Annotated in this window: 10 protein-coding genes; 5 read left to right on the forward strand and 5 right to left on the reverse strand. The window is 73.1% G+C overall.

Features of this window, described 5'->3' with window-relative positions:
- The first annotated feature begins 129 nt into the window (after positions 1-129).
- Positions 130-1,611 (forward strand): sugar transferase, encoded by a 1,482-nt coding sequence (locus IW248_RS31365; protein ID WP_124821680.1) that lies wholly within the window; start codon positions 130-132, stop codon positions 1,609-1,611.
- Between the two features lie 7 nt (positions 1,612-1,618).
- On the opposite strand, the gene IW248_RS31370 is transcribed toward IW248_RS31365, so the two are convergent.
- A complete protein-coding gene (locus IW248_RS31370) occupies positions 1,619-2,749 on the reverse strand; it encodes a PP2C family protein-serine/threonine phosphatase (protein WP_124821681.1) in 1,131 nt (376 codons plus the stop codon).
- Between the two features lie 67 nt (positions 2,750-2,816).
- Here IW248_RS31370 and IW248_RS31375 point away from each other — a divergent pair, with 67 nt between their 5' ends.
- Positions 2,817-3,473 (forward strand): MarR family winged helix-turn-helix transcriptional regulator, encoded by a 657-nt coding sequence (locus IW248_RS31375; RefSeq protein ID WP_240639324.1) that lies wholly within the window; start codon positions 2,817-2,819, stop codon positions 3,471-3,473.
- A gap of 28 nt (positions 3,474-3,501) precedes the next feature.
- Here the strand turns inward: IW248_RS31375 and IW248_RS31380 are convergent, their stop codons facing one another.
- Both IW248_RS31380 and IW248_RS31385 read right to left on the reverse strand, forming a co-directional pair.
- Positions 3,502-5,112: a SpoIIE family protein phosphatase gene (locus tag IW248_RS31380; protein WP_307788334.1), complete on the reverse strand. Its 1,611-nt coding sequence runs from the start codon at positions 5,110-5,112 to the stop codon at positions 3,502-3,504.
- A gap of 126 nt (positions 5,113-5,238) precedes the next feature.
- Complete coding sequence (locus IW248_RS31385; RefSeq protein WP_196929782.1) at positions 5,239-6,477, reverse strand: ROK family transcriptional regulator; 1,239 nt, start codon at positions 6,475-6,477, stop codon at positions 5,239-5,241.
- Between the two features lie 78 nt (positions 6,478-6,555).
- On the opposite strand from IW248_RS31385, the gene xylA reads away from it, so the two are divergent.
- The 3 genes from xylA to IW248_RS31400 all read left to right on the forward strand — a co-directional run bounded on the left by xylA (position 6,556) and on the right by IW248_RS31400 (position 10,707).
- Positions 6,556-7,743: a xylose isomerase gene (xylA, locus tag IW248_RS31390; RefSeq protein ID WP_196929783.1), complete on the forward strand. Its 1,188-nt coding sequence runs from the start codon at positions 6,556-6,558 to the stop codon at positions 7,741-7,743.
- A gap of 9 nt (positions 7,744-7,752) precedes the next feature.
- Positions 7,753-9,180: a xylulokinase gene (gene xylB / locus IW248_RS31395; RefSeq protein WP_196929784.1), complete on the forward strand. Its 1,428-nt coding sequence runs from the start codon at positions 7,753-7,755 to the stop codon at positions 9,178-9,180.
- A 93-nt stretch (positions 9,181-9,273) separates the two neighbouring features.
- Complete coding sequence (locus tag IW248_RS31400) at positions 9,274-10,707, forward strand: MFS transporter (protein ID WP_196929785.1); 1,434 nt, start codon at positions 9,274-9,276, stop codon at positions 10,705-10,707.
- 536 nt (positions 10,708-11,243) lie between these two features.
- Here the strand turns inward: IW248_RS31400 and IW248_RS31405 are convergent.
- Positions 11,244-12,917 carry a glycoside hydrolase family 13 protein gene (locus tag IW248_RS31405; RefSeq protein WP_196930443.1) on the reverse strand — a complete coding sequence of 558 codons (1,674 nt, stop codon included), beginning with the start codon at positions 12,915-12,917 and terminating at the stop codon, positions 11,244-11,246.
- A 30-nt stretch (positions 12,918-12,947) separates the two neighbouring features.
- Complete coding sequence (locus IW248_RS31410) at positions 12,948-13,994, reverse strand: LacI family DNA-binding transcriptional regulator (RefSeq protein WP_124823209.1); 1,047 nt, start codon at positions 13,992-13,994, stop codon at positions 12,948-12,950.
- Positions 13,995-14,062 lie beyond the last annotated feature (68 nt).

A 14,062-nucleotide genomic window follows, 5' to 3' on the forward strand; every position in this document is an offset into this window, starting at 1 on the left:
GACGGCAATACGTCGGAAGCAATCGGCAGTCATAGTTGTCAAGGCAGGATGTCGACTGTTCCGGCATAGTCGGTCCGCCTCCGGTCCGACCCGTCGGCCGGGGCCATCCTGTACAGAGTGGGAGGGCCGGTGAGCGTGGCGACACTGTTGACCCCCGCCACGTCGGCGGAGCCGAACGGTCGACGCACCGGCCTGGTGGCGCGCGCCGACGAACGGTCCTACGTCCGGGTCCTGGTGGTGCTGGACACCACAGTTCTCATCATCGCGTTGCTGATCGGGTACGTCACCCGTTTCGGTGAGGGCGAGCCGACCGGCTCGGACATCCCGTACGTGCTGGTCGCCCCCGGGTTGGTGCTGGCCTGGCTGATCTCGCTCAAGGCGCTCGGCTGCTACGACGACCGGGTGATCGGCTACGGGGCGGACGAGTACCGGCGGGTCAGCTCCGCCAGCCTGCGCCTGGCCGGGGCGATCGCCATCTTCGGCTACATCGCCGACGTCGGAGTCTCCCGGGGCTTCCTGGGCATCTCCTTCGCGGTGGGCACCGTCGGGCTGGAGGTGGCGCGGTTCGCCGCCCGCAAGCGGCTGCACCGGGCCCGCTCGGTCGGTGCCGGCTGGTCCCGCAAGGTGCTGGTGGTCGGCGACACCGCCCACGTGTTGGAGTTGGTCCACACGCTGCGCCGCGAGCCGTACGCCGGCTACCAGGTGGTGGGCGCCTGCATCCCGGACGCGTTGCTCGCGCCGGTGGCGCAGCGGCTGGGTGACGTGCCGGTGGTGGGGTCGTTCCGGGGCATCCCGGAGGCCGCCACCGCGATCGGCGCGGACACGGTCGCGGTGACCGCCTCCGGTGAGCTGACCGCGACCCGGCTGCGCCGCCTCGGCTGGCAGTTGGAGGGGACGGGCGTCGACCTGGTCGTGGCACCCGCGCTGACCGACGTCGCCGGTCCGCGGATCCACACCCGCCCGGTCGCCGGCCTGCCGCTGATCCACGTCGAGGCGCCCGAGTTCCGCGGGGTCCGCAAGCTGGTGAAGGGTCTCGTCGACAGGTCCGCCTCGTCGCTGGCGCTGGCGGTGCTGCTGCCGCTGATCGCGTTCATCGCCCTGGCCATCAAACTGGACAGTCGGGGCCCGGTGCTGTTCCGGCAGGTCCGCGTCGGCCGGGGCGGCCAGGAGTTCGGTGTGTTCAAGTTCCGCACCATGGTGGTGAACGCCGACGCGTTGCTCGCCGAGTTGACCGCGCGCAACGAGACCGACGGCCTGATGTTCAAGATGCGCCACGATCCCCGGGTCACCCGCGTCGGCCGGCTGCTGCGCAAATGGTCACTGGACGAGCTGCCGCAACTGGTCAACGTGCTGCTGGGTCAGATGAGCCTGGTCGGACCCCGCCCGCCGCTGCCCTCGGAGGTGGCCCGCTACGACGGTGACGTGGCCCGGCGGCTGCTGGTCAAGCCGGGCATGACCGGCCTGTGGCAGGTCAGCGGCCGCTCCGACCTGAGCTGGGAGGACGGCATCCGGCTCGACCTCTACTACGTGGAGAACTGGTCCCTCGCCGCCGACCTCACCATCCTCTGGAAGACCTTCGGCGCGGTGCTGAACGGCCGCGGAGCGTACTGACCACCGGTCACCGTTGCGGGCCGGCCCAGTCAAGGCAGACGACCACCGCGTCGTCGACCAGGTCACCGGCCACGAACGCGCGCAGATCACCGATCAGCGACCGGACGGCGTCCAGGGGCGCCATCGGCCCGGTCCGCCGCAGGAACCGGTCCAGTGCCGTCTCGCCGTAACGCACGTGCTGCCCGGTGGCCTCCACCACCCCGTCACTGACCACGAAGACCCGGTCGCCGCGCTCCAGCGGGAACTTCTGCTCGTGGTAGTCGGTCGCCTCGAACATCCCCAACGGGAACTGCGCCTCCAGGGGCTGCTCGGTGACGTCCCCGTCGCGGAGCAGGACCAGCCGGGGAGACCCGGCGTCCACCACGGTCATCATCCCGGAGCGCAGGTCCAGTTCCATCAGCAACGCGGAGAGGTGCTGCTCGCCCCGGTACAGGTCGTAGATGGCCTGGTCGGCGAGGGCGGCCTGGTCGGCCAGGCTCAGGCCGGCCCGACGCGCGTTGCGCAGCGCGTGGGTGGCCAGCGAGGTGAGCAGGGAGGCGGCCACGCCCTCACCGGTGCCGTTGATTGTGGACAACCAGAGCCGTTCCCCGTCGTCGGACCAGTCGAAGCTGTCGCCGCGCACCGCGTACGCCGGCTCCAACTGCCCGGCCAGGCTGAACGAGGGACGGATCCGGCTGCGGCCGGGCAGCAGGTCCCACTGCATCTCGGCGGCCAGGGTGAGGCGTTGGGTGCGCCGGGCCGCCCGATAGACGTCGGTGCCGGCGGAGACCGCCGCCACCTCGTGCGCGAGCGCCGTGGCGATCTCGGCCAGCGCGGCGACGACCTCCCGGTCGTCCGGAACGGGGGACAGGCGCAGCACCCCTCGACGCTCGCCACGCATGGTGACCGGGAACCAGGCGGTGCCGTCGGTCAGGATCGGCGACTGGTGGTCGAAGGCGCGCCAGGCGGGGTGCCCGGGGCTCGTGATCGAGTCACCCTCGGTGAGTGGCAGTAGCTCCGCGAGCCGATAGTCGACCTGGTAGAGCTCGACGTCGGTGATCCCGTACGACCGGCCGAGCACCTCCCCGATGCCCCCGACGAGCCGGTCAGCTGGTGTCTCGTTCAGGGCACGTCGTGCCCGATTGACCGGTTCGCTCATCGTCGCTCCTTCGCGGAAAGCTCGACCACCAGTGGGTTCGGAGTATTCTCGGGCCACCATGGCCGAAGTGAACCGTCCGACGGACCCCGAGACGAGTATGGCTGCCGCACTGGACGCGGCGGCCGCTGCCCTGTTGGGCATCTGGGAATCCGCCCGGGAGGGGACCGCCAACCGCGTGTCCGGTGCCCAGTTACGCGCGGTGATGGTGGTCGAGCAGTCCGACGGGATCAACCTGCGTCGGCTCGCCTCCCGACTCGACATGCTGCTCAGCTCCGCCAGCCGCCTCTGCGACCGGTTGGTCGCCGCCGGGATGCTGGAGCGCGAGCCGGGCCGCTTCGACCGGCGGGAGATCTCACTGCACCTCACCCCGGAGGCCCGCCGGCTCCTCGCCGAGCTGCGGGCCGACCGCCAGGCGCAACTCGCCGCCGTGCTGACCGGGATGAGCCGGGAGGGCCGCGACGCGTTGCTGCGCGGGATGCAGGAGTTCGACGAGGCCGCCCGCCGCCAGCAGGCGCAGAACCCGCCGACGCCCGGTGAGTCGACGGCCCAGGGGGACTGGCCGGACGACCCGGACCGGCCCGGTGGGCGCTCGGGGGACTGGTCGATCGATTCGGGTCGGCAGACCCGAGCGGTGTGGACGGGCTCGACGGGCGGCTCGGAACGATCGGTCGGCACCACCCGAGAATGGCCGGCCGGCGACCCGCCGGTGGCCCGTACCGCCTGATCGAGCCGGCCGGGCCGTCGCCCGCCGTTCATCCCGGCGGCGAAGCGCCCACGGCCAGCATCGCGATGTCGTCGTGGGCCTGCCCGTCCAGCCAGTCGTCGACCGCCCGGAACACCCGGTCGATCAGCGCCGCCGGCGGTTGCCCGGCGGCCGCCACGAGCGCGGCCCGCAGCCGGGCCTCGCCGAACATCGCCGCGTCGCGCGGGCCGCGCGCCTCGGTCACCCCATCGGTGTACGCGAGCAGCAGGTCGCCCGGATCGAGGTGCACCCGGGTCTCGGCGAACCGTGCGGCTGTCAGTGCCCCCACCGGCATGCCACCGACCGGGACCGGGGTGACAGTGCCGTCCGCGGTGACCAGCAGAGGCGCCGGGTGCCCCCCGCCGGCGATCCGGACGTCCAACCCGGCCGGCCCCCGGTCCAGGGAACCGAGCAGCACTGTGGTGAGCTGGCTGCGCCGCGCGGCGTCCGGCGCGTCGAACAGCGCCTGGTTGAGCAGGTGGACCAGCTCCAGCGGGCGTTGCTCGACGAGTCGCAGCGTCTGCAACGACTGGCGGACCCGGCCGGTCAGCACCGCCGCGCCCACGCCCTTGCCGCACACGTCGCCGAGCGCGAACAGGGCGCCGCGCGGGTGCGGGAACACCTCGTAGAAGTCGCCGCCGATGCGCAGGGTGTCGCCCGCCGCCCGGTAGCCGCCGGCCATGGTCACGCCGGGCACGACGGGCAACTCGGGCGGGAGCAGGCTGGTCTGCAGCACCCGGGCCAGGTGGGCCTGCTCGCCGTGCAGGTCGGCGGTGGCCAGCGCGGCGCCCGCGCGAGCGGCGAACTCCCGGGCCAACTCGATGTCACGCCTGTCGAAGCCGGCCCGCCCGGACCGACGGATGAGCAGCAGCGCACCGGCCGAATCGTTGCCGCTGAGCAGCGGGCTGGCCAGCACCATCCCCGGGGGGCCGAACCCGGGCGGCAGCAGGTCGGCCAGCTCGGTGAGCGGGGCGTCCGACCAGGGGCCCGGCTCGGCGCGGTCGCCGGCCAGTGCCTCGGCCAAACCGGGCACGGAGTTGGTCAACGCGGGACTGGCCAGCCCGGTGACCGGGGCGGGCTCACCGTCGGCGTACCGGATCCACCGGGCGCGCGGCTCGGCCGGCGCGGTCGGTCGGGGCAGTGCCACGGCGACGTCGGCCAGGTAGGGGACGGCGAGCGTGGTGGTGGCCAGGAGGACCTGGTCCCGGTGCAGGGCCAGCGCCAGCCGGCTGCCGGCCTGGGCGAGGAACGCGGTGCGGGAGCGTTCGGCGAGCAGGGCGTCGGCGCGGGCGTGTTCCTCGGTGACGTCGCGGACGTACCACGCCCACCGGGAGCCGGTGAGCTGTCGCCGGACGCCGCGCAGTCGCCGGCCGTGGTGGTCGGCGTCGAAGCGGTCAGCGCCGCTGGTGACCGCCCGGGCCAGGGCTGCCACCGGGCAGCCGGCCAGCTCGGTGCCGGCGTCGATCTCCGGGATCAGCTCGGCCGCCATGGCGTTGACCAGGGTGACCCGACCGGTCCCGTCCGTCGTCACCACAGCCTCGGCGAGCCCGTCGAGCAGCTCGCGGGCCAACCGTTCGTCGGTCGGCAACGGGGTGCCGCCGGGTTGCCGGGTCGTGGTCACCGCCGGACGCCGGCTCGCGTCTGACGACGTGTGCGCATGCTGCTTCTCGACTCCTCACCGGGGATCGTTGCCTGAGAGCAAGGGTACCGATCCTCCCCGACAGAGGCCCACGGCGTGGGGCGGCGATCAACCGGAGCGGGCCAGCCAGCCGGCGGGCTGCGCGACGATCCGACGGGCCACCGAGCCGGCGGCACCGACCGCGGCGGCCTCCGCGCCGAGCGTCGACGGCCGGACCGTGACCGGTGACCAGGCGGCGGTGAGCACCCGGGCGCGGATCTCGGCGAGCACCGGGGGGCACAGCCAGGGTGCGAGCGCCGCGTAACCGCCACCGAGCACCACGGTGTCCAGGTCGAGCAGGTTGACGACGCTGGCCACCGCGACGCCGAGCGCCGTTCCGGCGTCGTGCAGCGCCCGCAGCGCGTCGGCGTCGCCGGCCTCGGCCAACTCGGCCAACCGGGCCGTCGCGGTGTCCGCGGGAAGCTCCGCCCGGGCCAGCCCGGCGGCGGACACGATCGCTTCCTGGCCGGCGTACTGCTCCAGGCAACCCTGCCCGCCGCAACGGCACGGACGGCCCTCGGGGTGGACCGGAAGGTGCCCGATCTCGCCGCTCCACCCGCGTACACCGCGAAACAGCGCGCCGTCCAGCACGATGCCGGCGCCGATGCCCACCTCCCCGGAGATGTGCAGGAAGCTGGACGGGCCGGGTGGCTGCGAGTGCAGCTCGCCGAGCGCGGCGAGGTTGGCCTCGTTGTCCACCACCAGTGCGGGGACGCCGGGCACCTGCTCGATCAGCGGAGGGTGCTCGGCGAGCAGCGCGGGCACCGGCACGTCGCGCCAGCCGAGGTTCGGCGCGAGCCGGACCAGCCCGGTGTCGTCCACCAGGCCGGGCACCGCGAGCGCGGCCCCGACCAGGGTGAGGCCGTCCAGTGCGGCGTCGTCGCGAGCTGCCCCGGCCATCTCGACGAGGCGGGCCAGGGCGTCGGCGGGGGCCACCGGGCGCAGGTCGGCCCGGTATACCGTGCGGTGCCGGACCTGGCCGGTGAGGTCCACCACGCAGACCGCCAGGTAGTCGACGTTGACCTCCAGGCCGAGCCCGGCCGGCCCCTGATCGGCCAGGACCAGTCCGCGCGCCGGGCGGCCGGCGCCCGAGCGGGGCGCGGGGTCGGATTCACTGACCAGCCGGCCGGCGAGCAGGTCCTCGACCACCGCGGACACGGTGGCTCTGGTCAGGCCGGTCGCGGTCGCCAGGTCGGCTCGGGAGGGCGGTCGGTCGGCCGCGGCGATCCGGCCGAGGACCAGGGCGAGGTTGAGCTCGCGCAGACTGCCCTGACGGACTGCGCCGGCCGGGGCGTGGGTGAGGCTCACCCCTTGACAGTGCCATAGGGTGGGCAAATAATTCAATCGCTGAACAAATAGCGGACAACACCACCCCGGAGGTCGCTCATGGCACCCCGTCCCACCCCCGCCGACAAGTTCTCCTTCGGGCTCTGGACCGTCGGCTGGCAGGCCCGCGACCCGTTCGGTGACGCCACCCGTCCCGAGCTCGACGCGGTCGAGGCAGTGCACCGGCTCGCCGAGCTGGGCGCGTACGGCATCACCTTCCACGACGACGACCTGATCCCGTTCGGCGTCGACGCCGCCACTCGGGACCAGCACATCGCCCGGTTCCGCAAGGCCCTCGACGAGACCGGCCTCGTGGTGCCCATGGTCACCACCAACCTCTTCACCCACCCGATCTTCAAGGACGGCGGCTTCACCAGCAACGACCGCGACGTCCGCCGCTACGCGCTGCGCAAGGTGCTGCGGCAGGTCGACCTCGCCGCCGAGCTGGGTGCGAGCACCTTCGTCATGTGGGGTGGCCGCGAGGGCTCCGAGTACGACCTCGCCAAGGACGTCCGCGCCGCCCTGGACCGCTACCGCGAGGCGGTGGACCTGCTCACCCAGTACTCCATCGACAAGGGCTACAACCTGCGGTTCGCCCTGGAGCCCAAGCCCAACGAGCCGCGCGGCGACATCCTGCTGCCGACCATCGGGCACGCGCTCGGCTTCATCTCCCAGCTGGCCCACCCGGAGCTGGTCGGCCTCAACCCGGAGGTCGGCCACGAGCAGATGGCCGGGCTCAACTACGCCCACGGCATCGCCCAGGCGCTCTGGCAGGGCAAGCTGTTCCACCTGGACCTCAACGGCCAGCGCGGCATCAAGTACGACCAGGACCTGGTCTTCGGCCACGGTGACCTGATGAACGCGTTCGCCCTGGTGGACCTCCTGGAGAACGGCGGCCCCAACGGCGGGCCGGCCTACGACGGGCCGCGGCACTTCGACTACAAGCCCTCCCGCACCGAGGACATGGACGGGGTGTGGGCCTCCGCGGCGGCCAACATGAGCACCTACCTGCTGCTCAAGGAGCGCGCTGCGGCGTTCCGCGCCGACCCCGAGGTGATCGAGGCGCTGGCCGCCAGCAAGGTCGGCGAGCTGAGCACGCCGACGCTCGGCGACGGTGAGGGCTACGAGGAGATCCTGGCCGACCGGTCCGCGTTCGAGGATGTCGACGTGGACGCGGTGGCCGCCCGGGGCTTCGCCTTCGTCCGGCTCAACCAGCTCGCCGTCGAGCACCTGCTCGGCGCCCGCTGAGGCCCCGCCATGCCGTTGGTCGCAGGCGTTGACTCGTCCACCCAGTCCTGCAAGGTGGTGATCCGGGACGCGGAGACCGGCGCCCTGCTCCGGCAGGGTCGGGCCCCGCACCCGGACGGCACGGAGGTCGACCCGGAAGCCTGGTGGCAGGCGCTGCGCGGCGCCGCCGACCAGGCCGGCGGGTTGGCCGACGTGGCGGCGATCTCCGTCGCCGGCCAGCAGCACGGCATGGTGTGTCTCGACGAGGACGGCCGGGTGGTCCGCCCGGCGCTGCTGTGGAACGACACCCGATCCGCCGACGCCGCCGCCGACCTCATCGAGGAGGCCGGCGGCGGCTCGGCCGGAAGCCGGTTCTGGGCCGAGGCCACCGGCAGCGTTCCGGTGGCCAGCTTCACCATCACCAAGCTGCGGTGGCTGGCCAGGCACGAACCCGAGCTGGCCGCCAGGGTGGCCGCCGTCTGCCTGCCGCACGACTGGCTGACCTGGCGGCTGGCCGGCGCACCGGGGCTGGGCGCGCTGCGTACCGACCGGGGCGACGCCAGCGGCACCGGTTACTGGTCGCCGGCGACCGGCGACTACCGACTGGACCTGCTGGAGCGGGGCTTCGGTCGGCGGTTGGTGGTGCCCGAGGTGCTCGGTCCGGCCGAGTCGGCGGGAAAGCTCGCCGACGAGCTGGGCGGGCCGGGTGGTGCGCTGCTCGGCGCGGGCACCGGGGACAACGCCGCCGCCGCGCTGGGCGTCGGTGCCGGTCCGGGTGACGTGGTCGTCTCGATCGGCACCTCCGGCACCGTGTTCAGCGTCGCCGACGTGCCGGCCGCCGACGAGAGCGGCGCCGTCGCGGGCTTCGCCGACGCGTCCGGCCGTTTCCTGCCCCTGGTCTGCACGCTCAACGCGGCCCGGGTGCTGGACGCCGCCGCCGCGATGCTCGGCGTCAACCTGGACGAGCTGGCCGAGCTGGCGCTCTCCGCGCCGGCCGGCGCGGACGGGCTGGTCATGGTGCCCTACCTGGAGGGTGAGCGGACGCCGAACCGACCGCTCGCCACCGGAGCGGTGCACGGCCTGACCCTGCGCACGTCGACCCCCGCGCACCTGGCGCGGGCCGCCGTCGAGGGCATGCTCTGCGCGCTCGCCGACGGGTTGGACGCGTTGACCGCGCAGGGTGCCACCGTCCGCCGGGTCATCCTGGTCGGCGGCGGGGCCCGGTCGGCCGCGGTGCGTCAGATCGCCCCGCAGGTCTTCGGCTGTCCGGTCGTCGTGCCGCCGGCCGGGGAGTACGTCGCCGACGGCGCCGCCCGGCAGGCCGCGTGGGTCGCCCTGGGCGGCGACGCGCCGCCGGCCTGGGCGCTCGAGGGCACCGAGGAGTACGCGGCCGCGGCTGTCCCGGCCGTCCGCGACCAGTACGCCGCCGCTCGCGGGTTGGTGCTCGACCGGCGCTGACCGTGTGGATCGACGCGGGTGGGTGCGGGTCCACGGTGACCGGCACCCACCCGCGTGACGACCTTCTGCACGGAGTCTGGTTGGCTGCCGGTCATGACGGTGACCAGTGGTGGGCCCGGCCTGCGCCCGCACGGTCGGGGCGGTGGGCCGGCGCACCGGTTGTACAGCGTCGTGGTGTTCGTGGTGCTCGCCTCGCTGGACAATGTGGCGATCGGGCTGGTCCCCCCGCTGTACGGCCCGATCTCCGACGCGTTCGACGTGTCCGGGCGGCTGCTCGGCGTGGTCACCGCGGTCAGCTTCCTGGTCAGCGCGGTGGCGGCGGTCGGCTGGGCGTACGTCGGGGACCGGACCAACCGCAAGCCGCTGCTCATGGTGGGCACGCTCCTCTGGGCGGCGGGCACCGGCGGTAGCGCGCTCGCCGGCGGCTACCTGACGTTCCTGGCCGCGCAACTGGTCGCGGCGGTCGGCCTCGGCGCGGTCGGCTCGGTGGGCTTCTCCGTGGTCACCGACCTGATCTCACCGACCCGTCGAGGGCTGGTGATGAGCTTCTGGGGGCTCTCCCAGGGGGTCGGAACCCTCGCGGGCACGCTCGTCGGCGGGCTGCTCGGGGCGGCCGACTGGCGGCGGCCGTTCCTGCTGCTGACAGGTGTCGGCCTGGTCGCCACAGTGGCCTACCTGTTCACGTACGACATCCGGCGTGGCCAGAGCGAGCCGGAGCTGGCCGGCAGGCTGGACGCCGGCGCCGAGTACGACTACCGGATCAGCCGCGCCGACCTGCCGCGCATCCTGGCCCGACGGACCAACCGGTGGCTGATCCTGCAGGGTCTGACCGCGCAGGCCGCGTTCGGTTCGCTGGTCTGGCTGCCGGTGCTCTTCGCCGAACGGGCCGAGGCCCAGGGCTACTCGGCGTCTACCGCGGTGGTGGTGGGCAGCGTGTTCGCCACCCTGTTCCAGCTCGGCGGGGTGCTGTCCATCGTGGGTGGCCTGATCGGCGACGCGGTGCAACGGCGTACGCCGCGGGGGCGGGCGCTTGTCGCCTCGGTCGGCGTTCTCGCGGCGCTGCCGTTCTACCTGGTGTTGTTCTTCGTCCCGGTGACCATCGACGTGCCGGACGGCGCGAGCGGCGGCGCGGTGGTGGGTGCGGTGTTGGCCAGTGTGTTCACCGAGCCGTCGGTCGGGCTGAGTCTGCTCACCGCGATCGTGGCGCTCGCGTTGACCTCGGCCAACTCGCCGAACTGGTTCGCGTTGATCGCCGACGTCAACCCGCCGGAGCACCGGGGCACGGTCTACAGCCTGGGCAACCTGGTCAACGGGGTCGGACGCGCGGCCGGCAACGGGTTGGTCGGGGTGGCCTTCCAGGCACTGCGGGTGGCATTCCCGCCGCCGTTGAACTTCGCCGTCGGGCTGGCCGCGTTCCAGCTCTTCTTCATCCCGACCGGCGTCATGTACTGGCTCGCCTCGCGAACCTCACCCACCGACATCGACAACGTCCACGACCTCCTAAACACCCGAGCCGACCGCCTCTAACCCGCCCCCACCCCCACCCCCACCCCCACCCCGCCCCACCTCGTCGATCGTGGAGTTGTGGTGGGGGACAGATGACCCGTAGAAGGCCAAACCCGGCACCATAACTCCATGATCGATGGGCCGGACCACCCCTCGCCCCGCGATCTTGCGCTTACTGTCCCGACAAAAGCGATATAGAGCCCATACCGACATCCGAAACTGCAAGATCGGTGCGGCGGCGGCGTGGGCGGCACGCTCGACGTGCGGTTCCGCGGGCCCCAGGGGTCCCGCACGTCCCGCGCCATTCAAGATCGCGCTGCTTCCTGGTTCTAGTTGCCTTCCGGCGGGCCGAGGCCACTGCATCCTGGAAGTAGTGCGATCTCGAGGGCGCGGGGCGCGGGGCGCGGGGCGCGGGGCGCGGGGCGCGCGGCGGGCGGGCGGGGCGCGGGCGGGGCGCGGGTGGGCATGAATCGTTTACGACATCAGCTCCATAGCGAGCCGGTCCACACCGACCGGCCCGCCCGCGAGTACCGCGGAACGGACCGGTCGGCGCTGGGTCAGCCGTGCAGCCAGACGGTCACGTCGGGCGGGACCGTTCCGTCGTCGTTCAGGGGCGCACTGGCGGCCCGCACCTCGGCGCCGGCCGGCACCGGCACCGGGGCGGCGCCGAAGTTCGTCAGCACGGTCAGCTCACCGTTGCGGAAGCTCAGCACCTCGTCGCCGGAGGACAACCACTCCAGGGTGCCGCGACCCAGCCCGTGGGCACGGCGCAACTGCAGCGCCGTGCGGTACAGCTCGTACGTCGAGCCGGGCACGTCGCGCTGGCGGTCCAGCGCGTACTCCGCCCAGAGCGCGGGTTGCGGCAGCCAGCTCGCGTCGGTCGGCCCGAAGCCGTACGACGGGGCGTCGGCCTCCCACGGGATCGGCACCCGGCAGCCGTCCCGGCCGCGCTGGGTGTGCCCGCTGCGCGCCCAGGTCGGGTCCTGTCGGGCCTCGTCGGGCAGGGTGGTGTGCTCGGGCAGCCCCAGCTCCTCACCCTGGTAGAGGTACGCCGAGCCGGGCAGCGCGAGCATCAGCAGGGTGGCCGCGCGGGCCCGGCGCAGACCGAGTGCGGCGTCCGGCTGCGGGTCGCCGATGCCGATGCCGTTGGGGCGTACGGTGCCGACCGGCAGGCCGAGCCGGGAGGCGTGCCGCACCACGTCGTGGTTGGACAGCACCCAGGTGGTCGGCGCGCCCACCGAGTCGGTCGCCTCCAACGAGCGGGTGATCACCGCGTACTGGGCCGGTGCGGTCCACGCGGCGAGCAGGTACTCGAAGTTGAACGCCTGGTGCATCTCGTCCGGGCGGACGTAGCGGGCCAGTCGCTCGGCCGGCTCCACCCATGCCTCGGCGACCAGCACCCGCTCGCCCGGGTAGCTGTCCAGAACCTGCCGCCACTGCCGGTAGATCTCGTGCACGCCGTCCTGGTCCCACATCGGCGGGCGGGGCTTGTCGATCTCGTTGTCGGAGAGGATCTCTTGCGGCTCCTGCCAGTCGGCCAGGTCGGCCTGCTTGATGAGGCCATGTGCCACGTCGACCCGGAAACCGTCCACCCCGCGGTCCAGCCAGAACCGCAGCACGTCCAGGAACTCGGCGTGCACCTCCTGGTTGTCCCAGTTCAGGTCCGGCTGCCCGGTGTCGAACAGGTGCAGATACCACTGACCGGGCTGCCCGTCGGCGTCGACCGTCCGGGTCCAGGCTGGACCACCGAAGACGCTCTGCCAGTCGTTCGGCGGCTGGTCGCCGGCGGGACCACGGCCGTCGCGGAAGATGTACCGCGAGCGTTCCGGGCTGCCGGGCGCGGCCGGCAGCGCGGCCTGGAACCAGCGATGCGCCGAGGAGGTGTGGTTCGGGACCAGGTCGACGATCACCCGCAGGCTGCGGGACCGGGCCTCGGCGATCAGCTTGTCCGCGTCGGCGAGGGTGCCGAACAGCGGGTCGATGTCGCGGTAGTCGGCCACGTCGTAGCCGGCGTCGGCCTGCGGCGAGGGGTAGAAGGGAGAGAGCCACACCGCGTCCACACCCAGCTCGACCAGGTGGTCGAGACGGGCGGTGATGCCGGGCAGGTCACCGATTCCGTCCCCGTCCGAGTCGGCGAACGAGCGGGGGTAGATCTGGTAGATGGTGGCCTCGGTCCACCAGCCGGTGGCCGGGTGACCGGAGGAGGTCTGCTGCGTCGGGTCGGTGTTCAGGGTCGTCTCCCGTGTTGCGGTGTGTGGATTTCAGTGTGCCCGGGGCGGTGCGGTCGAGTCCCGGACCACCAATCGGGTGGGCAGGACCACCGGAGTGTCGCAACCGGCGCCCCGTTGACTGACGATGGGCCCCGCCGGTCGGGCCCCGAGCGGGTCGAGCAGCATCTGGGCGGCCAGCCGGCCCTGCTCGGCGGCGGGCTGGGCGACGGTGCTGAGCCCGAGCACACCGGCCAGGTCGTGGTCGTCGATGCCGACCACGCTGACGTCCTGTGGCACCCGCAGCCCGACGTCGCGCAGGGCGGTCATCGCGCCCATTGCCATCTCGTCGCAGGCGGCGACGATCGCGGTCGGCGGCTCGCCGCGGGCCAGCAGTTCGGCGGTGGCCCGGTTGCCGCCGTCGATGGTGAAGGTGGACTCGATGTCCAGGGTCGGGTCGGGCCGCACACCGGCGGACCGCAGCGCCGCCTGGTAGCCCCGGCGTCGGTCGAGGTGGGTGGTGAAGGCCAACTCGTCGTCCGGGTCGCCGGAGATGTGGGCGATCCGGTGATGACCGAGGTCGATCAGATGCTTGGTCGCGGCCCGCGCGGCCGCCACGTCGTCGATCCGTACGCACGGCCAGTTGGGCACCCTGCTGCCCGAGCTGATGGTGACTCCGGGCAGTTCGAGCGTGGCGAGCGCGGTCATGTCGGCCGGACGCAGGGGCGTGGCGACCAGCATCATGGCGTCCACCCGCTTGTGCAGGTTGGCCGTGCGCAGGACCCGCTGGCGGACCTGTTCCCGGCCGCCCAGGTTGTAGAGCAGCAGGTCGTAGCCGGACTGGTGGAGGTACTCCTCGACGGCCTCGACGACGGTGCTGAAGAACCAGCGGGTGATCCGGGGGACCACGACCGCGACCGTACCGGTCCGGCCGCCGGCGAGCCGGGACGCGCTCGGCGAAACCTCGTAGTCGAGCTGCTCGGCGGCGGCGAGTACCCGATGCCGGGTGGCGGCCGAGACCGTCGGTAGTCCGCGTAGCGCCCGCGAGACGGTGGCCGTGGACACTCCGGCCAACCGGGCCACATCATCGATCCTCGTCACGGTTTCCCCCGCTCGGTGCCCGGAGCGCCCGCCGCCGCCTCAGGGGCCAGGCGGCGACGGGCGCGGAG

The sequence above is a fragment of the Micromonospora ureilytica genome (genome assembly GCF_015751765.1).
Taxonomy (GTDB): domain Bacteria; phylum Actinomycetota; class Actinomycetes; order Mycobacteriales; family Micromonosporaceae; genus Micromonospora; species Micromonospora ureilytica.

What these genes read in the sequence shown, in the direction of transcription:
- IW248_RS31370 (WP_124821681.1), bottom strand. Translation starts at nt 2,749, where the DNA reads ATGAGCGAACCGGTCAATCGGGCACGACGTGCCCTGAACGAGACACCA.
- xylA (WP_196929783.1), top strand. Translation starts at nt 6,556, where the DNA reads ATGGCACCCCGTCCCACCCCCGCCGACAAGTTCTCCTTCGGGCTCTGG.
- xylB (WP_196929784.1), top strand. Translation starts at nt 7,753, where the DNA reads ATGCCGTTGGTCGCAGGCGTTGACTCGTCCACCCAGTCCTGCAAGGTG.
- IW248_RS31400 (WP_196929785.1), top strand. Translation starts at nt 9,274, where the DNA reads ATGACGGTGACCAGTGGTGGGCCCGGCCTGCGCCCGCACGGTCGGGGC.